A 25346-nucleotide genomic window follows, 5' to 3' on the forward strand; every position below is an offset into this window, starting at 1 on the left:
CAAAGGCAGGCCCACGAGGCATTCGTTAAAAATAAATTTTCTATTTCGAGGCAAGCTTCGGGGTATTAAACCCTTTGGCGATGCCAATAAAACCAAAATTAGCAGACCAAATATTCAATCCATGAAAAAACATAATTTCAGTGCCGGACCAAGTATTCTTCCACAGGAAGTACTTAAGCAGGCCTCTGACGCAGTATTAAATTTCAACAATCTTGATCTTTCTCTTCTAGAAATTTCACACCGTAGTAAAGATTTTGTTGACGTGATGGAAGAAGCACGTGAACTTGCTCTTGAACTTTTAGGTCTGGAAGGTAAAGGATATAAAGCCCTTTTTTTACAAGGTGGTGCCAGCCAGCAATTTGTGATGGCAGCTTATAACTTGCTTGAAAATAAAGCAGGTTATTTAAATACCGGCACCTGGAGTGATAAAGCTATTAAAGAAGCTAAAGTTTTTGGAGAAGTTGTAGAAGTTGCAAGTTCTAAAGACAAAAACTTCAACTATATACCTAAAGGTTTTGATATTCCTAAAGGTCTAGATTATTTACACCTTACTACAAACAACACCATTTTTGGTACTCAATTAAAAGAAATTCCGGTTACAGATGCGCCACTTATAGCAGATATGAGTAGTGATATTTTCTCCAGAGAATTAGACTTTTCAAAATTCAGCATCATCTATGCCGGGGCTCAAAAAAATATGGGCCCTGCCGGTACTACACTGGTTGTAGTAAAAGAAGATATTTTAGGTAAGGTAACACGCCAGATCCCAAATATCTTAAGCTACGAGCAACACATCTCAAAGGGAAGTATGTATAATACGCCTCCTGTTTTTGCTGTTTACACCTCTTTATTAACCTTACGCTGGTTAAAAGCAAAAGGTGGTATTAGTGGAGCTGCAGAAGAAAACGAGAAAAAAGCGACGCTTATTTATTCTGAGATAGACCTTAACCCACTATTCACCGGTTTTGCAGCTCAGGAAGATCGTTCTACTATGAACGCTACGTTTAACTTAACCGAAGACAACCTGAAAGAAACCTTTGATACAATGATTAAAGAGGCAGGTATTAGCGGCGTCAATGGTCACCGTAGTGTAGGGGGGTATCGTGCTTCTATGTACAACGCACTTCCTTTACACAGTGTTGGTGTTTTAGTTGACGTAATGAGCGAATTAGAGCGTAAAGCTTAACAAACCAAAATAAAACTCTAAAATTTAAAACATGAAAGTTTTAGCAAATGATGGTATTTCTCAATCTGGTGTTGATGCTTTAGAAGCAGCCGGTTTTGAAGTAATTACTACAAAAGTTGCCCAGGAGCAGCTGGAGACGTATATAAACGAAAATAACGTTGACGCCCTTTTAGTACGTAGTGCTACAAAAGTGCGTAAAGACCTTATTGATGCTTGCCCAAATCTTAAATTAATAGGTCGTGGCGGTGTTGGTATGGATAATATTGATGTTCAGTATGCAAAAGATAAAGGGCTTAGCGTGATCAATACGCCTGCCTCTTCTTCTGCTTCAGTAGCAGAATTGGTTTTTGCGCATCTGTATGGTGGTGTGCGTTTTTTATATGACGCTAACCGCAATATGCCCTTAGAAGGTGAAGCTAAATTTGGCGCGCTTAAGAAAGCATATGCTAAAGGTGTTGAGCTCCGCGGAAAAACGTTAGGTGTGATTGGTTTTGGCCGTATTGGTCAGGCTACCGCTAAAGTTGCATTGGGTGCAGGTATGAAAGTGATCTATTCTGATCCTTATATGGAAAAAGCTGAGGTTAAAGTTGATTTCTTTGACGGTCAGGAAGTTTCTTTCAAATTTGAAAGCAAGTCCAAAGACGAAGTTTTACAGGAAGCTGATTTCATCACATTACACGTTCCTGCTCAGAAGGAGTATGTAATAGGTAAGCCTGAATTAGAAAAGATGAAAAACGGTGCTGCTCTTGTAAATGCTGCTCGTGGTGGTGTTGTAGATGAGATTGCATTGATTGATGCGTTAGATTCTGGTAAACTAGCTTTTGCTGCGCTTGACGTATTTGAAAGCGAACCAAAACCTGAAATTAAAATTCTTATGCATGCTAAGATTTCTTTATCTCCGCACATTGGTGCTGCGACTAACGAGGCTCAGGACCGCATTGGTATTGAACTAGCAGATCAGATCTCTTCAATCTTAAAAGGTTAAGAATCCATTTACAAAATCAAAAGCCGAATATTTTATTCGGCTTTTTTTATACCCAAAAGTTAAAGATTTTAAAACCAGTGTGTATCTTTAGAGTGCAAACTCAAAACCAACAAAAATGGCAGGATTATTAGATCTATTAAATAGTGACCTAGGAAAACAATTAATCAGTGGTGCAAGTGCGCAGACTGGAGCTTCAGAAAGTAAAACTGCAGATGTCTTGAGTATGGCAATGCCCCTTTTACTTGGGGCGATGAAAAAAAATGCATCAAGCCCTGAAGGCGCTTCAGGATTAATGGGTGCTTTATCTGGAAAACACGATGGAGGTATTTTAGATAATTTAGGGAGTCTTCTTGGAGGTGGAAGCGTAGACCAAAGCGTAATCCATGACGGTGCCGGAATATTAAGTCACGTTTTAGGCGGAAAACAACCGGTTGTTGAAAATACCTTGAGTCAAAAAACAGGTTTAGATGCGGGTACAATTGCTCAAATTCTAAAAATTGCTGCTCCGGTTCTTTTAGGAATTATAGGAAAACAGACTAAAGAAAATGGGATTAATGATTCTGATGGATTAACCGGAATCTTAGGAAGTATGCTTGGAGGTCAGCCTAAAGAAAACCAAAGCCTAATCGAAAGTCTTATTGATGCTGATGGGGATGGGAGCGTTCTGGACGATGTCGCTGACATGGTATTAGGATCCAACAAAAAGAAAGGCGGCCTGGGCGGTATGCTGGGCGGACTTTTTGGAAAGTAAACGACTTCGGGGCAAGCCTGTATGCCGACAAAGGCAGGCCCACGAGGCATTCGTTAAAAACAAATTTTCAATTTTGCGGCAAGCCTCGGAGTACTAAACCCTTTGGTAGTGCCAATAAATAAGATGTGGCAGAAGTTTTGTAGCTTTAAATGAAAAGATATTATGAAAACAATTATATACTTCCTCTTTGCGCTGGCATTGGTTTACGGTTGTGCAAGTACACAAAACGATAAACCAATGACACAAACAGCCCCAACTGCTACTGATAACGACACCGTACGGATTGCTAACGACAGTCTTGAATATGAGATTATCATTATAGAGCCCGGCTTCAACACCTTTCTCAATTCTATAGCACGACCAGAAGGATATTATTCACAATCTTATCTTGAAAATAAAAACCAGTTTCTGGTAATCGAATACAACCAGCGGGTACAACAACCTTTCCGTTTTGATCCCAATCTCTATCCGCAGCAAATTGATTACAACAGCCAGATTGACTATGGCTATGAAGTAAATTATAAACTCTACAATTACTTTGTGTATTTCAGCCGGCAGTACAATCAGCGGTTTGGAGTTCCCACACGCATTTAGACAAGGCTATTCGAAGACAGAATAGTATATTTGGCCTGTGAAAAACTTTAAAGACAACTGGGAGATCACCCGGAACTGGCAACTCATTTACCCGATATTAGGAGTGCTATTAGCTTTAGGTTGCGGGTACTTAATTGCTGCTAGACTCGATTTCTTTTTTGAATCGGATACAATGCTGCATACAAGCTACTTAGTTGCGCTAACAATTCTTATTACCTATCTGATACTCAAAATCAGCTTATTGTGTTTTAAAAAACTAAAGAATCGATGGATTTTAGAATACCGCTGGCAATTTATAGCAGTGTTTATGGTTTTTGCAATTACCGGTTCTACTGCGGGCAGAATATCAAGCCCTGTGATGAATGCAATTGGTCTCGGTGGTGATTCAATTTCAGGATGGGTCTATTGGCCACTACGTATCCTTATAATCTTTCCTATTTATCAGGTTCTACTACTTGTTGTTGCCTGGATTTTTGGACAATATAAATTCTTCTATGCTTTTGAAAAGAAAATGCTTTCCAGAATGGGATTGGGTTTTCTGTTTACACGATAATCCATAGTTTACTTCTGAGGTTGCTTCTCCGGTTCATGGAATAAATCTAAAAAAGCCTGACCTAAAAATTCAACAATGACTCCGGCAGTTAAGCCTTCATAACCGGTATGATTAATGGCGATATCTGCAGCTCTCCCGTGAATGAATGAACCAAAAATAGCAGCCGTTAACGGATCATAGCCCTGAGCAACTAAACCTGTAAGTACTCCAGTAAGCACATCGCCACTTCCGCCTGTAGCCATACCCGGATTCCCACTAGTATTCACATAGTAATTTCCTTCAAAAACCACGATGGTATGAGCATCTTTACAAACCAGAATACAATCGTATTTAGCTGAGAAGGCTTCTGCTTTTTCGAGTTTTTCAAAATCATCCTTCCACTCCCCGATCAAACGCTCTAATTCTTTAGGATGCGGAGTCAGTATAGAGTATTTAGGTAATAGATCAAGTAAAGCTTTGTTTTCCGAAAGCATATTCAACGCATCAGCATCCAAAACAAGCGGTGTTTTATTTACCTTTAAAAATTCTTCAAATGCCTTTTGAGTAGATTTATGCGTACCTAAGCCCGGCCCTATTCCGATTACATCAGGTTCTATGTCAAACTGTATTTCTTCAATAAAATCCCCGGTATGTCGATCAGTAACCACCATAACTTCAGGGATAGAAGTCTGTAAAATAGGCAAACCTTGTCTGGTACTATATGCGGTTACAAGACCAGCACCAGAACTTAAACAGGCCTTATTACTCAAGACTGCTGCACCCATCTTTCCATAACTCCCGGCAATTAGCAACGCATGACCATACGTCCCTTTATGACTGAACTTTTGACGCGGACGGTACATTTGCTGGGCTTCCGTTTTTCCTATAAGTTGGGCTTTAGTCTTTACGGAATTCAAATAATTGCGATCTAAACCAATATCTAAAACTTCCCAGTTATTGATGTATTTTCCGCTCTGCGGAAGAAAAAACGCCAGTTTAGGTGTTTGAAAGGTAAGCACTACCGTTGCTCGAACAACTTCAGAATCTGGAATGATCTGATCAATTGCCATCCCTGAAGGAATATCTATCGCCAAAGTATATGCGCTGCTTTCATTAATCAACCTAAATAATTGCTGAACCCAGACAGCTGCAGGACGATTGAGACCGATTCCAAAAATACAGTCCACTACTAAATCCTCTGGAGCAATCTCTGGAAAATCAGCTACAGACTTTAGTACCTCTGGCCATTTTGTAGTTTTCTTTTTGAGTTCTTCAAGCGCATTTAAAAAATCTTCGCTTCGGTTCTCACTATAATTCACAATATAGGTCTTAACCGAATACCCGTTCTCCACAAGATTGCGCGCAATAACAAGGCCATCACCGCCGTTGTTCCCTATTCCACAAAAGATTTTGATTTGCACCGGTTGTCCTTGCAAGCGTTGGTGTATGTACTGAAATGCATAACCGCCGGCACGCTCCATCAAATTAAATGACGGGATAGCTTCTGCCTGTTCGGTAGCTTTATCAGCTGCGTAAATTTGATCTTTGCTAAGAATTTTCATAAGGAAATGTCTGTTAATTAGATAATTCGTAAGGAAAAGCGAGATAAACGTGTTTAATTAGTGAATTTTCGGTAAAACAAGATATCCATGATAATTCCTTAAAAATGCCCGGTCAGGCTTGTGCTTAAGTGTAAAAATAATACTTTTGAATGCAACAGTTTCAAGCAATGAAAGCAAATACGAACATCTTTTTATCTCCCATTACGACTACTCGTATCGTGATCGCTTTCATTAGTATTACCCCTTTGGGGTATTGTATAAACATATAACTTCGCAACTGCTCGTGTTTACACGAAAACAACTCATTTTTAAATCATTTCAAACACAAAAGCCATGCGTGTTTTAAAATTTGGCGGTACTTCTGTAGGAAGTGTTGCAAACATAAATCAAGTCATCAATATCGTCGCTAAAGGCGCCGAAAAACAAAAAATAACTGTAGTCGTTTCTGCCTTGGGTGGAGTTACAGATTTATTGATGCAAAGCGGTATTCTTGCCAGTACAAAAGAAGATTATACTTCAGTTTTTGAAGAATTAGAGTCTAAACACCTTGAATTTATTAAGGAACTTGTTCCTAATGATCAAGAAGCTATTGCTGATATAGAAGGTTTATTAAATGACTTGAAATCCCTGTTACAGGGTATTTATCTCATCAATGAACTTTCGCCAAAAACGATAGATAAATTGCTAGCTTTCGGTGAAATTTTATCATCCTCAATTATTGCGCGAGCGATGTACGCCAAAGGTCTTGATGCTGCAAGAAAAGACAGTCGTGACCTGATCACTACAAATGATAAACATACCAAAGCTGGTGTGAATTATAAAGTAACTAACAGTCAGCTGGAATACTACTTTGCTAAAGCAAAACAACAGATCACTGTATTACCCGGTTTTATTGCCAGTTCTGCAAGTGGAGAAACCACAACTTTAGGTCGGGGCGGTTCAGATTTTACCGCAGCAATCGTTGCGGCGGCTCTAGAAGTGGAACAAGTAGAAATCTATACCGATGTTAGTGGTATGTACACTGCTAACCCTAAAATTGTAAAACAAGCTAAACCTATAGATAACATCTCCTATCACGAAGCGATGGAGTTGTCGCATTTTGGTGCGAAAGTTTTATACCCACCAACCATTGTACCGGTGATGAGTAAAAACATCCCGATTCGTATTAAAAATACCTTGAAACCGGAAGACAAAGGAACACTCATCCAAAATCAAGAAGGAAAAAGTGATAATCCTATAAAAGGGTTGAGTAACATCAACAATATCGCCCTACTTACTTTAGAAGGCGGGGGTATGGTAGGTATACCCGGTATCAGCAAACGCTTATTTGAAACCCTAAGCAATCAGGGAATCAACATCATCCTGATCACTCAGGCATCTAGCGAACACAGTATTTGCTTAGGTGTGATGGAAGAAGATGCCGGTCGTGCTAAAAATGCGATTGATGAGGAATTTGAGTACGAGATTTCTTTGAACAAGATTGATCCACTTACTTTAGAAATTGGTCTAAGCATCATCGCTCTGGTAGGCGACCAGATGAAAAGCCACCAGGGTACCAGCGGTAAAATGTTTAGCACCCTAGGTAAAAACAACGTAAACATACGCGCTATCGCTCAGGGAGCAAGCGAGAAGAACATTTCTGCGGTTATCGCTCAAAAAGACGTTAAAAAGGCGCTAAATAGCCTTCACGAGCGTTTCTTTGAAGCACAACGCAAACAATTAAACCTATTCATTACCGGGGTTGGTAATGTAGGTGAAAAATTACTGAATCAGATACAGCAGCAACAGGACTACCTGAAGAAAAACCTAAACATCAATATGCGTGTTTTAGGATTGAGCAACTCGCGTAAAATGCACATGGATGAAAACGGTATTGACCTCAACAATTGGAAAGAAGCATTAGAAGGCGGTGAGCCCGCAACTCTTGATGGCTTTCACGAGGCAGTAGTGAATCAAAACCAACGGAACAGTATTTTTGTAGACATTACTGCAAATGCAGACGTTGCCGATATGTACGGCAAATACCTCAAGCAAAGTGTTGCCGTAGTTGCGTGTAATAAAATCGCTGCCTCTTCAGACTTTGAAAAATACAGCGAATTGAAGCGCTTGAGTAAAGCCTACAATGCGCCCTTATTATTTGAAACCAATGTAGGTGCAGGCTTACCGATAATCGACACCTTGAATAATCTAATCGCCTCCGGAGACCGCGTAAATCGTATTCAGGCGGTCCTTTCGGGAAGTTTAAATTTTGTATTCAACAATTTTAAATCAGGCGAAAGCTTTCACGATGTGGTTCAGGCTGCAAAAGCAGAAGGTTTTACAGAACCCGATCCGCGTATTGACTTAAGCGGAGTTGATGTAGCGCGTAAGATTTTAATCTTGGCACGTGAAAGCGGCTTAAAAATCAATTTAGAAGATATTAAAAACGAGCCCTTCTTAACTGAAAAGAACCTCAACAGTGATGATGTTCCGCATTTCTTTGAAACGCTTAAAGAAGATGCTGCGCATTTTGAAAAACTGGTTGCTGATGCAGAAGCAAAAAAGCACCGCCTCAAATATGTTGCACAATTAGATAACGGTAAAGCAAGCGTAGGATTACAAAGTGTTCCCGAAGGGCATCCTTTTTATGAATTAAAAGGATCAGACAACATCGTCTTGTTCTTTACAGATCGGTACCCGGAACAGCCTATGCAGATTAAAGGTGCTGGTGCAGGTGGTGATGTTACCGCTTCAGGTCTTTTTGCTGACATCATCAGAACAGCAACATTTTAAAACCTGAACAGATGAACGAAATACGGGTTTTTTCACCAGCGACGGTAGCCAATGTAAACTGTGGGTTTGATGTGTTGGGCTTTGCACTTGACGGTCTTGGTGACGAGATGGTCATTCGTAAAGTTGCCGAAAAAGGCATTAAGATCACAAAAATCACCGGTGCAGAATTGCCCTATGAGGCAAAAGAAAATGTAGTTGGCGTTGCCGGTTTGGCTATGGTCGAAGCATTGAATCTTGATTTCGGATTCGAGATTGAGATCCATAAGAAGATTCGTTTAGGAAGTGGTGTGGGAAGCAGTGCTGCAAGTGCTGCCGGAATCGTTTACGGCATCAATCAGTTTTTAGAAACGCCGTTGACTAATTTGGAGCTTACCGCTTTTGGGATGAAAGGGGAAGCAGTTGCCAGCGGAAATGAGCACGCAGATAATGTTGCTCCGTGCCTTTACGGAGGCTTCACATTGATCACCGGATACGAGCCTTTAAAGATCGTTTCACTTCCGGTTCCTGAAGCGTTATATGTGACGGTAATTCACCCACACATTACAATAAAAACAAAAGAAGCCCGGGAAATTCTACCGGCAGATGTTTCACTTAAAAATGCTATTAAACAGACTGGAAATCTGGCTGGTTTAATCGCAGGATTATACGAATCAGATTACGACTTAATCGCATCAAGTACGCAAGACGTTCTGGTAGAACCCTATCGTAAAAACCTGATCCCGGATTTTGATTTCTATAAGCAAACCGCATTAGAAAATGGTGGTTTAGCGTTCGGAATTAGCGGCTCTGGACCTTCAATGTTCACACTAAGTAAAGGCTTACAAAATGCTGGTTCAGTTGAATTTGCGTTAAAAAAATCTTTAAAAGAAAAAAATATGCTCAGCGACAGTTACATATCTCCTGTCTCTAAGCACGGAAATAGAATTTTAGAACAAAACTAATTGGTAAAATTGTCTGATTCGGAAATATTCCTAGCTGTAGGAAAAGTGATTTTTCAGCATAATTACCCAAACGAATACCTAGAAAAAATGAACTATTACAGTTTAAACGGAAAAGCACCAGAAGTAGGTTTAGAGGAAGCAGTTGTAAGAGGAATTGCTCCGGATAAAGGCTTGTATTTTCCGGAAGAAATCAAGCCCCTTCCAGCGTCATTTTTTGAAAACATAGAGAGCCTTTCTAACAACGAAATTGCCTTTGAAGCGATCCATCAATTTGTAGATGGCGTCATCCCGGATGAAGACTTAAAAGATATCATTGCCGATGTGCTTTCATTTGATTTTCCGGTTGTAGAATTAGAAGAAAACATCGCAACTCTTGAATTATTTCATGGTCCTACCATGGCTTTTAAAGATGTTGGTGCGCGTTTTATGGCGCGTTGCCTGGGGTATTTTTCAGCTCAAAAAGACGCTAAAGAACCGGTTACGGTTTTGGTGGCTACCAGTGGAGATACCGGTGGCGCTGTTGCCCGTGGTTTTTTAAATGTGGAAGGTGTTGATGTGGTCATCCTCTATCCTACCGGAAAAGTAAGTGACATTCAGGAAAAACAATTAACAACACTTGGGGCAAACATTACAGCACTTGAAGTCGACGGTGTTTTCGACGATTGCCAGGCGATGGTTAAAACCGCGTTTCTGGACGAGGAGATTACTTCAAAACGCAAGTTGACTTCAGCCAACTCTATAAACATTGCACGCTGGTTACCGCAATTATTCTACTTCCTGTTTGCTTACAAGCAGGCTAAATCTAAAGGGAAAGAATTGGTTTTTTCAGTACCTAGCGGAAACTTTGGTAACATTTGCGCCGGTATGGTAGCCCATAAACTAGGAATGCCGGTCAAGCATTTCGTGGCTTCGGTAAACCGAAACGATATCGTACCTGAGTTTTTGAAAACCGGAGTTTACAAACCAAAACCTTCAGTAGCGACGATAAGCAATGCGATGGATGTAGGTGATCCGTCAAACTTTATTCGTATTCAAAAATTGTTTAATAACGACCTGGAAACCCTTTCGCAGAAATTATCATCGTTCTCTTACGACGATGAGCAGACTAAAGAAGCGATGCAGCACATCTACAAAAAAACCGGATATATTGCAGATCCGCACGGTGCAGTGGGTTATTTAGGGCTTAAAAACTATCTTAAAGACCATCCTGATGCTTATGGTATCTTCTTAGAAACCGCGCATCCGGTGAAATTTTTACCGGTTGTTAATCCGGTGATCGATGCAGAAATTGCGATTCCGCCACAAATTGAAGAAGTTATGCATAAGGAAAAGCAAGCTACGTCCATAAAAAACTACGAAGAATTTAAGTCTTTTTTGTTAGGCTAGTCTCCCTCGTTTTAAATGCAGTTTTGATACATTTGTGCTCTTAAAAAATCACAGATGAAAGCTACTGCACTTACTAAAATACACGAAGATCTTGGAGCTAAAATGGTTCCGTTTGCCGGTTACAATATGCCTGTTTCTTATGAAGGCGTAAATGCCGAACACGAAACGGTACGCAATGGCGTAGGCGTTTTTGACGTCTCGCATATGGGCGAGTTCCTGGCAATTGGTGAGAAAGCACTCGATTTGCTTCAAAAGGTGTGCAGCAACGATATTTCTAAGCTAAAAATCGGCGGTGCCCAGTATAACTGTTTACCCAATAATGAAGGCGGAATCGTAGACGATCTAATTGTTTACCGCATTCGCGAAAACGAATATTTGCTGGTTGTAAACGCTTCAAACATTGAAAAAGATTGGGAATGGATCAGCAGCCACAACAACTTTGGCGTTGAACTGAAAAATATTTCAGACAACTTCTCACTACTGGCTATTCAGGGACCAAAAGCCATTGAAGCGATGCAGTCACTGACAGAAACCGATCTTTCAGCTATTAAATTCTACAACTTTGAAGTAGCGCCTTTTGCAGGAATAGACCACGTGATCATCAGCGCAACCGGGTATACCGGAAGCGGTGGTTTTGAAATCTATTGCCACAATGACCACGCAGAACAATTATGGACAAAAGTATTTGAAGCCGGAAAGGATTTCGGTATCAAACCCATAGGTCTTGCCGCGCGTGATACGCTGCGTCTGGAAATGGGATATTGTCTATATGGAAATGATATTGACGACACCACCTCTCCTATTCAAGCCGGACTGGGGTGGATCACAAAATTTACTAAAGACTTTGTTAATTCTGAAGCTTTAAAAGCTCAAAAAGAAAACGGTCCCGAACGCAAACTAATTGGTTTTGAAATGATCGAACGCGGTATTCCACGTCACGGTTATGAGATCGCAGATGCAAACGATACGGTGATTGGCGTAGTTACATCCGGGACAATGTCTCCGTCTTTATCGAAAGGTATTGGCTTGGGATACGTCAAAACAGATTTAGCAAAGGTTGATACTGAGATTTTCATCAAAGTGCGCAATAAAAGCATCCCTGCTAAAGTTGTAAAACTGCCTTTCTATAAAGGCTAAAACTTAAAATTTATCCCTACACAAAATACACATAGAATATTAATTCTGGGAGCCAGTGGTTTTCTGGGTGGCGCATTGTATAAAGAATTACACCGCTACTACGACACCTATGGCACGTATCATACGGGGAAAATTTATTCAGACAATCAGCATTTCATTCATTTTGATGTCACACAAGACAGTATTTATGAAGTGTTGAATCAGGTAAGACCTACTTTGGTTATTTCAGCATTAAGAGGAGATTTTGAAGGTCAGGTGGAAGCGCACGAAGATTTATGTGATTTTGCACAGCGCACCGGTATTTTTGTGATCTATTTATCTTCAGCTAATGTCTTTGATGCCTTTACCAATTACCCCAGTTATGAGTTTGATAAAACACTTTCTGAGAGTAAATATGGAAAGTTGAAAATACGTTGTGAAAACTTTTTCCTCAATTTCCTGCCGGAAGAACAATATGCGATCATCAGGTTGCCGATGGTTTTTGGCGTGAATTCGCCTCGAATTCGACAGATAAAAAATGCAGTTTTACTTCAGGAACAAGTTGAAGTTTTTCCGCATTTAATCATGAATACTACCACAGACCGAAAGCTGGGACAGCAAATACATTTTATCATAAACAGAAAGCGTTTTGGCATCTTTCACTTAGGAAGCAATGACCTTATACATCATCAGGAATTTATAAACGAGATCATTGCAAAACTTGATTTAAAAATCAAACCTCAATTTAAGCTGGTTTATACATCTAACTTTGATAGGTATTTGGCTGTTTTGCCAAAAGACAACAAATTACCCGGTCATTTGAGTATTACAAACGAAGAAGTAGTCGCCGAATCACAGGTTTATTAGAAATTATATGAAACTCAAAAAACTGTTTCTTTATACGGGTGTCCTAATTCTACAAATAATTGCTTTAAAATTTACAGCCCGTTTTCCACAGTTTATTGAGACCTATTACAGCAATGGTTTATACCAGTATTCGTCAAAATTATTTCGGTATGTACTGGGCTGGATTCCATTTTCTTTTGGAGATGTGATGTATGCCGTGATCATAATTTATCTTATATTTTCAATCGTAAAACTCTTCAGAAATCGCTTTAAGAATGGAATCAAATTCCTAACGGAAGGACTTCTTTTTGCTAATATTATTTACTTCAGCTTTCACATACTTTGGGGATTAAACTATTACCGGCTTCCGCTGCATCAAGCTTTAAATATCGATAAAGAATATACTACTGAAGAATTGATAAGTCTCACCCAGAGACTCATAAAAAGATCTAATGCACTACATAAGGAGTTACAAGAAAACGACAGCCTTCCTGTCGATTTTCCGTACACTCTAAATGAAATTTTCAAAGAAACTCCTAATGGCTATGCAATTGTAGAAAACAATTTTCCGAAATTAGACTACGCACCCAAAAGCATTAAAAACTCTTTATTTCGACTTCCGCTGAGTTATATGGGTTTCGGGGGCTATCTCAACCCCATTTCGCAAGAAGGTCAAGTAAACGGGCTGCTACCTGCTCATCGTTGGCCACTGGTAAGCTGTCATGAAGAGGCGCATCAACTGGGTTTCGCTAAGGAAAATGAAGCCAATTTTATTGCAGTAATGGCAACCACCAATAATCCCAATCCTTACTTTCAATATTCAGGTTGTATTTTCGCTTTGCGCTATTGTCTCAATGATGTGTATGCCCGTAATCCTGACGCTGGCGAATTACTCACTAAAAATATTCGTCCTGGTATAATCGCAAACTACCGGCAATCCCGAGATTTTTGGATTGAATATCAAAACCCCTTAGAACCGCTTTTAGCTAAAGTTTATGGCGGTTACCTTAAAGCCAACAACCAACCTGCTGGTATGCAGAGCTACAGCTATGTTGTTGCATTACTTGTAAATTATTTTAAAGGAAATTCTCAAATTCTTTAAGCGTTAAAAATATCTTAATTACACTTAAAAAGCCCTAAAGAAGCTAGCCATAACTTAATTTAGAAGAATTCTCTTAAATTAAGTTAAATTATGAACAAAAAACTATTCTTGACCGGATGGTTAGTATTCATGTTCTGTCTGGTTTCAGCCCAAGAATATTTTCCGGTAAACGATGGGGTAAAAACCAGCAACACGAATTACACATTCTTTAAAAATGCAACGCTGCATCCTGCTCCGGGTGAAACTATTAAAGACGGAAGCCTCCTCATTAAAAATGGCAAAATAGTTTCGGTAGGAAAATCTGTAAAAGCTCCTCAAAATGCTGTTGTTATTGACCTGCAAGACAAACACATTTATCCTTCGTTCGTTGAAATGTATTCTACATTTGGAGTCGAAGTTCCTAAAAGACAAGGAGGCGGTCGCAGTCCTCAGTACGAACCAACACGCGACGGCTATTACTGGAATGACCATATACGCGCTGAGACAAATGCATTAAACGATTTTGAATATGACAGCAAAGCTGCTGAAGATTTATTAAAAGCGGGTTTTGGTGTAGTGAGTTCACATAAAGCAGATGGTCTTGCCCGAGGTAATGGTATTCTTGTAGCTTTAAATTCTGACGGAAATACTGCTGAGCGTTTGATAGATACGCGCTCTGCTCAGTTCTTTTCTTTTGATAAAAGTAATCTTTCACAACAATCGTATCCGGGTTCTATTATGGGCGCTACTGCACTCATAAGACAGGTATTTGTAGATGCAGATTGGTACGCAAAAGGGAATATAGATACTCGAGACCTTTCACTTGAAGCTTTAAATGCAAATATGGATTTACCGCAAATCTTTGTAGGTGATGGGCTGTATGACGATTTACGCATAGCCAGTCTTTCTAAAGAGACCGGAGTTTCATTTATCATTGTGGGCGGCGGTGACGAGTATAAGCGTATTGACGAAGTTAAAGCTACGCAAGCTTCTTACATAATTCCTGTAAATTTTCAAGATGCATATGATGTTGAAGATCCGTACCAGGCTCACTATGTCAGTTTAAGCCAAATGCTGGAGTGGAATCAAGAACCTACCAATCCTGCCAAACTACAAGATGCCGGATTGAAGTTTGCGATTACAACAAATGATCTTAAGTCTCCAGATGAATTATTCCCAATGCTTCGTAAAGCCTTTAAATATGGTTTAAAAGAAGATACAGCATTAAAAGCTTTAACTACGATCCCGGCAGAATTACTTGGTAAATCTGATGTTTTAGGAACGTTAAAGCAAGGGGCTTGGGCAAACATCCTGATAACCTCAGGCAATATTTTTGATGAAGAATCTATAGTTTACGAAAACTGGGTTCAAGGTTCTCAAAACGTCTTAAAAGATGCTTCAGTTATTGATATTGATGGGAGCTACACTTTGAATGTAAGCGGTAAATCCTATGAGATGACTCTCTCTAAATCTACCGATAAACCTTCGGTAACCGTGAAAAGTGGTGATACCAAACTAGGTTCAAAGATTAGTTATGCTGATGGATGGCTGAATGTTATGTTTACCGGTATTGATTCCAACACAAAAGGATACACGCGCATCATCACACAAGTAAGTGCGACCACTCCATGGAGCGGGAAAGCAATTCTTCCTGACGGAAAAGAAACCACTTTTACTGCTACTAAAAAAGCTGATTCAGAAACTAAAGAAGAGAAAGATGAAGACGATAATAAAGAAGAAACTTCTCCAGTAGTTATCCCCCTCACCTATCCTAATGTTGCTTACGGTTATGATAAAAAGCCAGAAGCACAAACTATTTTATTTAAAAACGCAACAGTCTGGACAAACGAAGAAGCTGGAATTCTTGAAGAAACCGATGTTTTAGTTAAGAACGGAAAAATAGCTAAAGTTGGCAAAGATCTTAGTGCCGGTGGTGCTATGACCGTAGACGCAACAGGAAAGCATTTAACAAGCGGAATTATAGATGAGCATTCGCATATTGCTGCATTTTCAATTAACGAGTCGGGTCAAAACTCCTCAGCTGAAGTTCGCATGAAAGACGCTGTGAATCCAGATGATATAGATATCTACAGAGATCTTGCCGGTGGTGTAACAACCATTCAGTTACTTCACGGTTCTGCTAATCCAATAGGTGGTCAATCTGCAGTTATGAAACTCAAATGGGGTTCTAGTATTGACGAGATGGTTTTAGACGATGCCAAATTTATCAAATTTGCTTTAGGAGAAAATGTGAAGCAATCCAATTGGGGGAGCTACAGCAGATTCCCACAGACTCGTATGGGAGTGCAACAGATGTTTACAGATTATTTTCAGCGTGCCCGGGAATATCAAAATAAAAAGAACAGTGGCAAGCCTTTTCGCAAAGACTATGAGATGGAAACCTTATCTGAAATCTTAAATGCAGAACGCTTTATCACTTCGCATTCTTACGTGCAAAGTGAGATCAATATGTTGATGAAAGTTGCTGAAGATTTCGATTTTAGAATCAATACGTTTACGCACATTCTTGAAGGCTACAAACTAGCAGATAAAATGGCCGAACATGGCGTTGCCGGTTCCACCTTTAGCGACTGGTGGGCTTACAAATATGAAGTAAATGACGCAATACCGTACAACGCAGCAATTATGTGGAGTCAGGGAGTCTTAACAGGAATCAATAGTGACGATGCAGAAATGAGCCGTAGATTGAATCAGGAAGCTGCAAAAACAATGAAATATGGTGGTGTCCCTGAAGAAGAAGCTTGGAAGTTTGTCACCTTAAATCCGGCAAAAATGCTACATATAGATGATCGTACCGGCAGTATTACAGAAGGAAAAGACGCCGATCTTGTACTTTGGTCAACCTACCCAATGTCTGTAAGTGCAGTTGCTGAAAAAACTTTAGTAGAAGGTGTTGTTTATTTTGATATTGAAAAAGATAAAGAACTGAAGCAAGAAGTAGCTGAGAAAAAGAACAAATTGACCACAATGATGCTCGGTGCCAAAAATAAAGGTTTAAAAACGCAGCCTGCTAAAAAAGATGAAAAACAGCGTTTAGATTGTGACACATTAGAAACCTTAAACTAATCATGAAAACAATTAAAAAACTATATATACTCCTGTTATTTGCAGCTTTTAGCCTGCAAGCTCAGCAAACACCGGCTCCTAAACAAAGTGGAGACATCACTCTAACCGGAGGTATCGCTCACATTGGTAATGGTGAAGTGATACAAAACAGTCTTATTTTTATCACCGATGGAAAGATTACAGGCGTTTATGATGCTACTAGGACTAAACGCCCCTTAAAAGGCGAGATTATAAAAATTGATGGACAACATGTATATCCTGGATTTATAGCTCCTGACACAACCTTAGGGCTTGTTGAAATCTCTGCGGTACGTGCTACTGAAGATCAGGATGAGATTGGTGAGTACAATCCACATATTGAAGCTATTGTTGCTTATAATGCTGAATCTAAGGTGGTTGAAAGCATGAGGCCCAACGGGGTGCTTATCGCACAAGCTGTGCCGCAGGGCGGAACTATTTCTGGCGAGTCTTCTGTTGTACAGCTAGATGCCTGGAATTGGGAAGACGCTGCAGTAAAAAGAGGTGATGGCATTCATCTCAACTGGCCAAACAGTTACAAACGCGGTCGCTGGTGGCTAGGGGAAGATGCTGGCTATAGCCCTAACAAAGATTATGCTTCTGATATCACCCAATTGAAAGATTTTATGGTGCAGTCCCGTGCATACGAATCTGGCGACTCATCTATCAAAAACCTGCCATTTGCAGCTATGCAAGATGTTTTAGACGGAACACAAAACCTTTACATACACGTCGATTCTGAAAAAGAAATCTTAGATGTATTGAAATTCAAAAAGGAAATGAATTTAGATAAAATGGTTGTAGTAGGTGCCTACCGCGCTTATAAAGTTGCTGATCAAATTGCAAAAGCTGATGTACCTGTTATTCTTGCACGTGTGCACAGCCTTCCGGAAGCTGAAGACGATGACTATGACATTTCATTTAAAATGGCTAAGACGTTAGTTGATGCTGGTGTTACAGTCGCTTTAGGAAATAGCGGTGAATACTGGCAATCCCGTAATATTCCGTTTTATGCCGGGCAAACTACTGCACACGGTCTTAGTTTTGAAGATGCCTTGCAACTTATCACAAAGAACGCTGCTACCATATTAGGAGTTGGAGACAAACTAGGAACGCTAGAAGCTGGTAAAGACGCTACTCTTTTTGTAAGCACCGGAAACGCATTGGAAATGATGGGAAACAATATCACCCATGCTTTTATAAACGGAAGAAGCATCAGTCTTGAATCGCATCAAACTGAGCTTTGGAGACGCTATATGGAAAAATACGAAAGAACAGAATAGATTCTTTTAAAACTAAGAGCATAAAAAAAGTCCGATTCAATTTCTGAATCGGACTTTCTATTTATAAGCTATTTGCTAAACTTTAGCCTTGCATAGCATCTAGTTTAGTTTTATAGGCTTTAGCCTCTTCATCGTTACCTAACTGAATGTGGATGTTATATAAAGTACGTACAGCTTCGATATTTGGAGTTTCACCAGAAGTTGCTTTTTCTAAATAAGGAATAGCATCTTTATAAAGCTGCAAACGCTTATCTTTAAGTTCTTCGTACTTCTTATTATCTGCTTTAGTGTTCCCTAAAGAGTTCATTTGCTCAATAATCTCTTTATCCTGACCTAACATTAATGCAGCTATGTTTAAATTAGCACCTGCGTAGTTAGGATCAATTTCTAAAGCTTTCTTATAGTACCCCAATGCTTTTTCAGCGTTTCCTGCATTAGCAGCCCCAACACCTAAATTAAAATATAAACCAGGGTTATTAGGATCTTTAGCAATCACCTTGTTCATAGCAGCCTCATACTCGTCAGTCATCCCCATTTTTAGATATACATCTGCAGCTGATCTTAAGAGAGCATCGTCATCTGGATTCTCTGATAAAGCATCTTGAATTGCAGTTAAAGCTTTCTCATCCTCACCTTCCTGAACATAAATTAAAGCAATGTTCTTAGCAATCTCACCAGAACGAGACTCAGTAACTTCAGTTTTAGGATCTTCATGGGTGCCAGATTTTACGAATAAATCTCTTTGTTGTTCAGAAGGGAAACTCTCTACTTCACCACTCTCTTTATTCTTAGCAGTGTATTTAGTCTCAATACCTGTATAGCCCAAGTCTTTTAATTGACCGTAATAGTCTAATGCCGTATCAAAGTTCTGACCGTTGACCGCATTAGAAGCAGCAAAATAAAGATAAGAAGTGTCTTTAGGCGTTAGCGTATAAAGCGTATACAATTTAGTAGCTGCTTCATCATATTTCTGAGCATTTTGATCGTCTACAGCAGATGAAATAACGGCATTCATAGCAGTTTGTTTATACGTTGTAGCATCATCTCCATACTTATCTCCGTCATTAAATTCGCTAACCTTAGTAAAAGCTTCCATAGCCTTTAAAAGATCTTCTGCGTTCTTATTATCTTCTCCGCCTAAATATGCTCTACCTTTTACGAAGTAGTAATATTCTTTTTCCTTTTCATCCATTTGGCCCATCATACTTTCAAGACCATTAATTTCAGTTTGTGCCTCAGCATAACTACCAGACTCAACTGTTTTTTCGGCAGATTTTATCTCTCTCTTCTGCGCAAAAGTAACAGCGCTAAACGATAGTGCCGCCAGCAATAAAGATTTAGTTTTCATTATTTGTTAAATTTATATTCGACTTTAATTATTCTTCCTCGTCAGAAGAAGGTTTTTCAATACTTGGATTTTCCGTATTCTCGGCATCTTTTACAATTACTTCTCCGTCTTCATCAACTTCGATATCATCTTCGTCTTTCTTGACTTTAGTAACTGCTGCAATGGTATCTCCATTCTTAAGATTAATCAAGCGAACACCCTGTGTTGCACGCCCCATAACTCTCAATTCTGAGACAGCCATTCTTATTGCGATACCAGATTTATTAATAATCATCAGATCATCTTCATCAGTCACATTATTAATCGCGACTAGATTTCCGGTTTTTTCGGTAATAGAAATTGTTTTAACTCCTTTACCTCCACGGTTGGTAACTCTATAATCTTCAACAAGAGAACGCTTACCATAACCGTTTTCTGAAACAACAAGAACATTAGACTCTGAATCGTTCACAGCCACCATTCCTATTACTTCGTCATTATCATCTGCAAGAGTTATGCCACGCACACCAGATGCGTTTCTACCCATAGGTCTGGTCTTCTCTTCTTCAAAGCGAATAGCCTTACCAGACTTGACTGCTAGCATCACCTGGCTGTCTCCAGTTGTAAGTTTAGCTGCAAGTAATTCATCACCCTCTTTGATGGTTATCGCATTAATACCATTTGTACGCGGTCTTGAATATTGCTCCAGAGAAGTTTTCTTAACCTGTCCTTTTTTAGTTGCCATAATGACATAACGACTGTTGATATACTCCTCATCTTTCAAGTCATTTGTACAAATAAATGCTTTTACCTTATCATCTGGCTCAATATTAATAAGGTTTTGAATCGCTCTACCTTTTGAAGTTTTGCTTCCTTCTGGAATTTCAAATACACGAATCCAGAAACATTTTCCTTTTTGAGTAAAGAAAATAAGATATTGATGGTTTGTGCCTACAAAGAGGTGTTCTAAGAAATCTTCATTACGTGTTGTTGATCCCTTTTGACCTACACCGCCTCTATTCTGAGTTTTATACTCCATTAATGAAGTACGCTTAACATAGCCTGCGTGTGAAATAGTAAGAACAACCTTCTCATCAGGAATCAAGTCTGTAATACTCACATCTCCACCAGCAACATCTATATTGGTACGGCGCTCATCACCATATTTAGCTTTGATTTCTTCTAATTCATCCTGAATGATTTCCATTCTACGCTCTTTACGCGCTAAAATATCTTTAAGATCTTCTATAAGCTTAATAATATCATCATATTCATCACGCAACTTATCTTGCTCTAGACCAGTAAGTTGTCGCAAACGCATTTCAACAATAGCACGAGCTTGGATCTCGCTCAACTCAAAACGCTCAATTAATTTATTACGAGCTTCTTCAGCATTACTACTTGCTCGTATTAATGCAATTACCTCGTCTATATTATCTGAGGCAATAATAAGACCTTCTAATATGTGAGCACGATCTTCAGCTTTCTTCAACTCAAACTCTGTACGTCTTACAACAACCTCATGGCGGTGCTCAACAAAATGATGAATCATATCTTTAAGATTCAACATCTGTGGACGCCCTTTAACAAGAGCTATATTATTTACACTAAATGAAGATTGTAGCGAGGTATACTTATAAAGAGTATTAAGTACAATATTAGGAATTGCATCACGCTTAAGAACGTAAACGATGCGCATACCGTTACGGTCAGATTCATCACGTATAGAAGCTATACCTTCTATTTTCTTATCGTTTACAAGATCTGCAGTCTTCTTAATCATATCAGCTTTATTCACCTGATATGGAATCTCGCTTACAATGATACATTCCCTTCCTTTGACCTCTTCGATAATCGCTTTAGCTCTGAGTACGACACGACCACGACCCGTCTTAAATGCCTCACGTACACCATCGTACCCGTAAATAGTTCCGCCGGTAGGAAAGTCTGGAGCAGTAACATGCTGCATCAGTTCGTCTATTTCGATATCGTTATTTTCGATATATGCGGTAATACCGTTTATAACTTCAGTAAGGTTATGAGGTGGCATATTTGTAGCCATCCCCACTGCAATACCAGATGCACCATTTACTAAAAGTCCGGGTATCCTTGTAGGTAATACAGTAGGTTCTTTTAAAGTATCATCAAAGTTGAGCGTATGATCTACAGTGTCTTTATCAATATCCGCAAGCATTTCTTCAGAAATCTTACGCATACGCGCTTCAGTGTATCGCATAGCTGCCGGGCTGTCACCATCTACAGAACCAAAGTTTCCTTGACCATCTACAAGCATATAGCGTAAACTCCATTCCTGAGCCATACGTACCATAGTGTCATATACAGAAGTATCCCCGTGTGGGTGATACTTACCCAATACTTCCCCTACGATTCTTGCTGACTTTTTATGAGCAGTATTCGAACGAACACCTAATTCGTGCATTCCAAACAAAACACGTCTGTGTACAGGTTTTAAACCGTCACGAACATCTGGTAGCGCACGTGACACGATGACCGACATTGAATAATCAATGTAGGCTGATTTCATTTCATCTTCAATGTTGATAGGAATTAACTTCTCTCCTTCAGCCATATGTATTTATCTTTAAATAATTGGTTTAAACAGTAAGGGGCAATATACGTTTTTCTCGTGTGTTTTCGGTATTTCACCTCTAGCCACATACCGCTTTTTATTAACAAAAATTAATTTTGGTTTTTAATAAGTATGCTTAACTTCCATTGTGGCTTTGAAAGTAATTTTGTCAATTTACTTACAAAGTTATGAACGGAACGGTTTTTGAATTATTCTATTTAAAAATCTAAGAAAAAGATTGGAGCGTTTATGGATGATAATTTTTCCCCAAGAGTTAAAGATGTAATAGCCTTTAGTAAAGAAGAAGCTTTGCGATTAGGTCACGATTTTATAGGAACCGAACATTTAATGTTAGGCCTTCTTCGCGACGGGAGCGGCAAAGCTATCGAGATTTTACAAGCATTAGATGTAGACCTGAGTCACTTAAGACGTAAAGTTGAAATCCTAAGCCCTGCAAATCCCGGTTCTGGCCTGGCTAGTAACGACAAAAAGAATTTACATCTCACCAGACAGGCAGAACGTGCCTTAAAAACAACTTTTTTAGAAGCTAAACTTTTTCAAAGTTCTTCTATTAACACAGCGCATCTTTTACTTTGTGTTTTACGCAACGAGAACGACCCAACGACCAAGTTGCTTAATAAACTCAAAGTAGATTATGACAATGTAAAAGATCAATTTAAGCTTATGATGACTAGTGATGACGATTATATAGAGCCTATTAAAAGTGAATCGTTTAGTGAAGACGACGGCACTACAGATTCTTCTAAGGAAAATCCTTTTAATGCTCCTGGAAATAAATCGAATAAAAAATCTAAAACTCCGGTATTAGATAACTTTGGTCGAGATCTTACAGCAATGGCTGAAGAAGATAAACTGGACCCGGTTGTAGGCCGTGAGAAAGAAATAGAGCGCGTTTCTCAAATTTTGAGTAGACGTAAAAAGAATAACCCGCTACTTATAGGAGAGCCTGGTGTAGGTAAATCTGCAATTGCAGAAGGCCTTGCTTTACGCATTGTTAAGCGTAAAGTTTCACGTATTCTTTTTGATAAGCGCGTAGTAACCTTAGACCTTGCTAGCCTTGTTGCCGGCACTAAATACCGCGGTCAGTTTGAAGAACGCATGAAAGCAGTGATGAATGAACTGGAAAAAAATTCTGACATCATCCTGTTTATTGATGAAATTCATACTATTGTAGGTGCAGGCGGAGCTACAGGTTCGCTTGATGCAAGTAATATGTTTAAGCCTGCCTTAGCTCGTGGTGAGATACAATGTATTGGTGCTACTACGCTTGATGAATACAGACAGTATATCGAAAAAGACGGTGCTTTAGAGCGTCGTTTTCAAAAGGTAATTGTTGAGCCTACTAATGAAGAAGAAACCATTGAAATCCTTAACAATATCAAGGATAAATATGAAGACCATCATAATGTTGAATACACTCCAGAAGCTATTAAAGCGTGTGTTACACTTACAAGCAGATACATTACAGATCGTTTTCTCCCAGATAAGGCAATTGATGCTTTAGATGAAGCTGGTTCTCGTGTACACATTGTAAACATTGATGTTCCTAAAAAGATTTTAGACTTAGAACGTCAACTTGAAGAAGTGCGCGAACGTAAAAACTCTGTTGTAAAAAAACAGAAATATGAAGAGGCAGCAAAATTACGTGACGACGAGAAAAACATTGAAAAGGAATTAGCAGTTGCTCAGCAAAACTGGGAAGAAGATTCTAAGCAACATAAAGAAACAGTAACAGAAGATAATGTCGCTGATGTAGTTTCTATGATGTCTGGAATACCGGTTAATAGAATTGCAAAAACCGAAAGTAATAAGCTTGCCGAATTACCTAAATCTATTAAATCTAAGGTTATTGGTCAGGATGAGGCTGTCGCGAAAGTTGCTAAAGCGATTCAGCGTAACCGCGCCGGACTCAAAGATCCACACAAACCGATTGGTTCATTTATCTTCTTAGGTCAGACTGGTGTTGGTAAAACCCAACTTGCAAAAATTTTAGCAACCGAATTGTTTGATAACGAAGATTCGCTTGTGCGCATTGATATGAGTGAATACATGGAAAAGTTTGCCATTTCTCGTTTAATTGGTGCTCCTCCGGGATATGTAGGTTATGAAGAAGGTGGCCAACTTACCGAAAAAGTAAGAAGAAAACCATACTCTGTGATCTTATTAGATGAGATCGAAAAAGCACATCCAGATGTTTTCAATATGTTGCTTCAGGTTCTTGATGACGGTTACATAACAGATTCTTTAGGCCGAAAAATCGATTTTAGAAATACGGTAATCATTATGACGTCAAATATTGGTGCCCGTAAACTGAAAGATTTTGGTCAGGGAGTTGGTTTTGGCACCGCTGCACGTCAACAACAAGCAGATGATAACGCTAAAGGTGTGATTCAACAAGCACTTAAAAAGGCTTTCGCCCCAGAATTCTTGAATCGTGTAGATGATGTTGTTGTATTCAATGCATTAGACCGCAAAGAGATTCACTTAATTATTGATATCGAACTTAAAAAACTTTATCAGCGTATTGAGACTCTAGGTTATCATCTAGAGCTTAGCGATAAAGCTAAAGACTTTATTAGTGATAAAGGATTTGATAAAGAATATGGTGCACGACCTCTTAAGAGAGCAATTCAAAAATATATTGAGGATGCCCTTGCAGAAGAGATCATAACCTCTAAAGTTAGCGAAGGTGATAACATCTTTATGGACATAGAAGAAGGTAAAGACGAATTAACAATTAGAATTGAGAAGACTGAAAATTCAGCTCAATCTTAAAGCAAAATTCAACTATATTAGAAAAGTCGCCAAATGGCGACTTTTTTTATACCTAAACAAAACACTATATTACAGGTAATTAAGATATATTGTATATACTCAACCTCAACTTGATGCTTCAATTCCAATTTGGATATATTACGTTTGAAAGTTCCTTAGCCATTGGCAGAATGAATCATGGGATTAAACTTGATCTTGATAAGGCTAATGAAATCTTCAATGCTTGTTTAGAACATTTTATTAATAAACCTTTCGCATATATCACTATAAGAGAACACTCATACAGCGTGGATCCGTTAGTTTATATAGAATTATCGAAACTTGAAAATTTTAAAGCTATGGCAATTGTAACCAATAGCGTATTAGGTATTTCAAGTACCCACATCGAAGCTCAGTTTATAAAGAAACCCTTCAAATGCTTTACTGAAACTAATGAAGCAAAAGAATGGGCGTTGAGTATTTTAAACAGAGGATAAAAAAAAGGATCCTTTTT

At 39.0% G+C, this 25346-nt stretch carries 18 protein-coding genes; 15 read left to right on the top strand and 3 right to left on the bottom strand.

The features are described from left to right. Window positions 1–121: 121 nt before the first annotated feature. From serC to DSM02_RS10450, 5 genes are all read left to right on the top strand, one after another. Window positions 122–1186: a 3-phosphoserine/phosphohydroxythreonine transaminase gene (gene serC / locus DSM02_RS10430; protein WP_128765579.1), complete on the top strand. Its 1065-nt coding sequence runs from the start codon at window positions 122–124 to the stop codon at window positions 1184–1186. A 31-nt stretch (window positions 1187–1217) separates the two neighbouring features. After that, a complete protein-coding gene (locus DSM02_RS10435; RefSeq protein WP_128765580.1) occupies window positions 1218–2171 on the top strand; it encodes a D-2-hydroxyacid dehydrogenase in 954 nt (317 codons plus the stop codon). Between the two features lie 115 nt (window positions 2172–2286). Further along, window positions 2287–2922 carry a DUF937 domain-containing protein gene (locus tag DSM02_RS10440; protein ID WP_128765581.1) on the top strand — a complete coding sequence of 212 codons (636 nt, stop codon included), beginning with the start codon at window positions 2287–2289 and terminating at the stop codon, window positions 2920–2922. A gap of 162 nt (window positions 2923–3084) precedes the next feature. Continuing rightward, window positions 3085–3516, top strand: coding sequence for a DUF6146 family protein (locus DSM02_RS10445; protein WP_128765582.1), 432 nt, complete (start codon window positions 3085–3087; stop codon window positions 3514–3516). Between the two features lie 37 nt (window positions 3517–3553). Beyond that, window positions 3554–4069 carry a DUF6787 family protein gene (locus DSM02_RS10450; protein ID WP_128765583.1) on the top strand — a complete coding sequence of 172 codons (516 nt, stop codon included), beginning with the start codon at window positions 3554–3556 and terminating at the stop codon, window positions 4067–4069. An 8-nt stretch (window positions 4070–4077) separates the two neighbouring features. On the opposite strand, the gene DSM02_RS10455 is transcribed toward DSM02_RS10450, so the two are convergent. Beyond that, on the bottom strand, window positions 4078–5610 hold the full coding sequence (locus DSM02_RS10455; protein ID WP_128765584.1) for an NAD(P)H-hydrate dehydratase: 1533 nt from the start codon (window positions 5608–5610) through the stop codon (window positions 4078–4080). Window positions 5611–5943: 333 nt separating this feature from the next. Between DSM02_RS10455 and thrA the strand changes: the two genes are divergently transcribed. From thrA to DSM02_RS10495, 8 genes are all read left to right on the top strand, one after another. Further along, complete coding sequence (gene thrA / locus DSM02_RS10460; protein WP_128765585.1) at window positions 5944–8382, top strand: bifunctional aspartate kinase/homoserine dehydrogenase I; 2439 nt, start codon at window positions 5944–5946, stop codon at window positions 8380–8382. 11 nt (window positions 8383–8393) lie between these two features. After that, window positions 8394–9323 (top strand): homoserine kinase, encoded by a 930-nt coding sequence (locus DSM02_RS10465; RefSeq protein WP_128765586.1) that lies wholly within the window; start codon window positions 8394–8396, stop codon window positions 9321–9323. 87 nt (window positions 9324–9410) lie between these two features. Beyond that, complete coding sequence (thrC, locus tag DSM02_RS10470) at window positions 9411–10709, top strand: threonine synthase (RefSeq protein WP_128765587.1); 1299 nt, start codon at window positions 9411–9413, stop codon at window positions 10707–10709. Between the two features lie 54 nt (window positions 10710–10763). Next, window positions 10764–11846: a glycine cleavage system aminomethyltransferase GcvT gene (gene gcvT / locus DSM02_RS10475; RefSeq protein ID WP_128765588.1), complete on the top strand. Its 1083-nt coding sequence runs from the start codon at window positions 10764–10766 to the stop codon at window positions 11844–11846. 36 nt (window positions 11847–11882) lie between these two features. Continuing rightward, window positions 11883–12692 (top strand): sugar nucleotide-binding protein, encoded by an 810-nt coding sequence (locus DSM02_RS10480; RefSeq protein ID WP_128765589.1) that lies wholly within the window; start codon window positions 11883–11885, stop codon window positions 12690–12692. Between the two features lie 7 nt (window positions 12693–12699). Continuing rightward, entirely contained in the window at window positions 12700–13773 is a 1074-nt protein-coding gene (locus tag DSM02_RS10485) for a DUF3810 domain-containing protein (RefSeq protein ID WP_128765590.1), read from the top strand. A gap of 90 nt (window positions 13774–13863) precedes the next feature. Next, window positions 13864–16839 (top strand): amidohydrolase family protein, encoded by a 2976-nt coding sequence (locus tag DSM02_RS10490; protein WP_164918291.1) that lies wholly within the window; start codon window positions 13864–13866, stop codon window positions 16837–16839. A 2-nt stretch (window positions 16840–16841) separates the two neighbouring features. Further along, window positions 16842–18140: an amidohydrolase family protein gene (locus tag DSM02_RS10495; RefSeq protein WP_128765591.1), complete on the top strand. Its 1299-nt coding sequence runs from the start codon at window positions 16842–16844 to the stop codon at window positions 18138–18140. An 82-nt stretch (window positions 18141–18222) separates the two neighbouring features. On the opposite strand, the gene DSM02_RS10500 is transcribed toward DSM02_RS10495, so the two are convergent. Both DSM02_RS10500 and gyrA read right to left on the bottom strand, forming a co-directional pair. Continuing rightward, the gene (locus tag DSM02_RS10500; protein ID WP_128765592.1) at window positions 18223–19488 is read right to left on the bottom strand and encodes a tetratricopeptide repeat protein; all 1266 of its coding nucleotides are present in this window, start codon (window positions 19486–19488) and stop codon (window positions 18223–18225) included. A gap of 28 nt (window positions 19489–19516) precedes the next feature. Next, window positions 19517–22057, bottom strand: a complete 2541-nt coding sequence (gene gyrA / locus DSM02_RS10505) for a DNA gyrase subunit A (protein ID WP_128765593.1) — start codon at window positions 22055–22057, stop codon at window positions 19517–19519. A gap of 249 nt (window positions 22058–22306) precedes the next feature. Here gyrA and DSM02_RS10510 point away from each other — a divergent pair, with 249 nt between their 5' ends. Further along, the gene (locus DSM02_RS10510) at window positions 22307–24853 is read left to right on the top strand and encodes an ATP-dependent Clp protease ATP-binding subunit (RefSeq protein ID WP_128765594.1); all 2547 of its coding nucleotides are present in this window, start codon (window positions 22307–22309) and stop codon (window positions 24851–24853) included. Window positions 24854–24966: 113 nt separating this feature from the next. Further along, entirely contained in the window at window positions 24967–25329 is a 363-nt protein-coding gene (locus DSM02_RS10515) for an STAS/SEC14 domain-containing protein (RefSeq protein ID WP_128765595.1), read from the top strand. Window positions 25330–25346 lie beyond the last annotated feature (17 nt).

The organism is Leeuwenhoekiella polynyae, assembly GCF_004104075.1.
Taxonomy (GTDB): domain Bacteria; phylum Bacteroidota; class Bacteroidia; order Flavobacteriales; family Flavobacteriaceae; genus Leeuwenhoekiella; species Leeuwenhoekiella polynyae.

Bases quoted from the DNA above. Each gene is read 5' to 3' on its own strand.
- DSM02_RS10495 (WP_128765591.1), top strand. From the start codon at position 16,842: ATGAAAACAATTAAAAAACTATATATACTCCTGTTATTTGCAGCTTTT.
- DSM02_RS10455 (WP_128765584.1), bottom strand. From the start codon at position 5,610: ATGAAAATTCTTAGCAAAGATCAAATTTACGCAGCTGATAAAGCTACC.
- DSM02_RS10465 (WP_128765586.1), top strand. From the start codon at position 8,394: ATGAACGAAATACGGGTTTTTTCACCAGCGACGGTAGCCAATGTAAAC.
- DSM02_RS10510 (WP_128765594.1), top strand. From the start codon at position 22,307: ATGGATGATAATTTTTCCCCAAGAGTTAAAGATGTAATAGCCTTTAGT.
- thrC (WP_128765587.1), top strand. From the start codon at position 9,411: ATGAACTATTACAGTTTAAACGGAAAAGCACCAGAAGTAGGTTTAGAG.
- DSM02_RS10490 (WP_164918291.1), top strand. From the start codon at position 13,864: ATGAACAAAAAACTATTCTTGACCGGATGGTTAGTATTCATGTTCTGT.
- DSM02_RS10445 (WP_128765582.1), top strand. From the start codon at position 3,085: ATGAAAACAATTATATACTTCCTCTTTGCGCTGGCATTGGTTTACGGT.
- DSM02_RS10440 (WP_128765581.1), top strand. From the start codon at position 2,287: ATGGCAGGATTATTAGATCTATTAAATAGTGACCTAGGAAAACAATTA.
- thrA (WP_128765585.1), top strand. From the start codon at position 5,944: ATGCGTGTTTTAAAATTTGGCGGTACTTCTGTAGGAAGTGTTGCAAAC.
- DSM02_RS10485 (WP_128765590.1), top strand. From the start codon at position 12,700: ATGAAACTCAAAAAACTGTTTCTTTATACGGGTGTCCTAATTCTACAA.
- gcvT (WP_128765588.1), top strand. From the start codon at position 10,764: ATGAAAGCTACTGCACTTACTAAAATACACGAAGATCTTGGAGCTAAA.
- DSM02_RS10435 (WP_128765580.1), top strand. From the start codon at position 1,218: ATGAAAGTTTTAGCAAATGATGGTATTTCTCAATCTGGTGTTGATGCT.
- DSM02_RS10515 (WP_128765595.1), top strand. From the start codon at position 24,967: ATGCTTCAATTCCAATTTGGATATATTACGTTTGAAAGTTCCTTAGCC.
- DSM02_RS10500 (WP_128765592.1), bottom strand. From the start codon at position 19,488: ATGAAAACTAAATCTTTATTGCTGGCGGCACTATCGTTTAGCGCTGTT.
- gyrA (WP_128765593.1), bottom strand. From the start codon at position 22,057: ATGGCTGAAGGAGAGAAGTTAATTCCTATCAACATTGAAGATGAAATG.
- serC (WP_128765579.1), top strand. From the start codon at position 122: ATGAAAAAACATAATTTCAGTGCCGGACCAAGTATTCTTCCACAGGAA.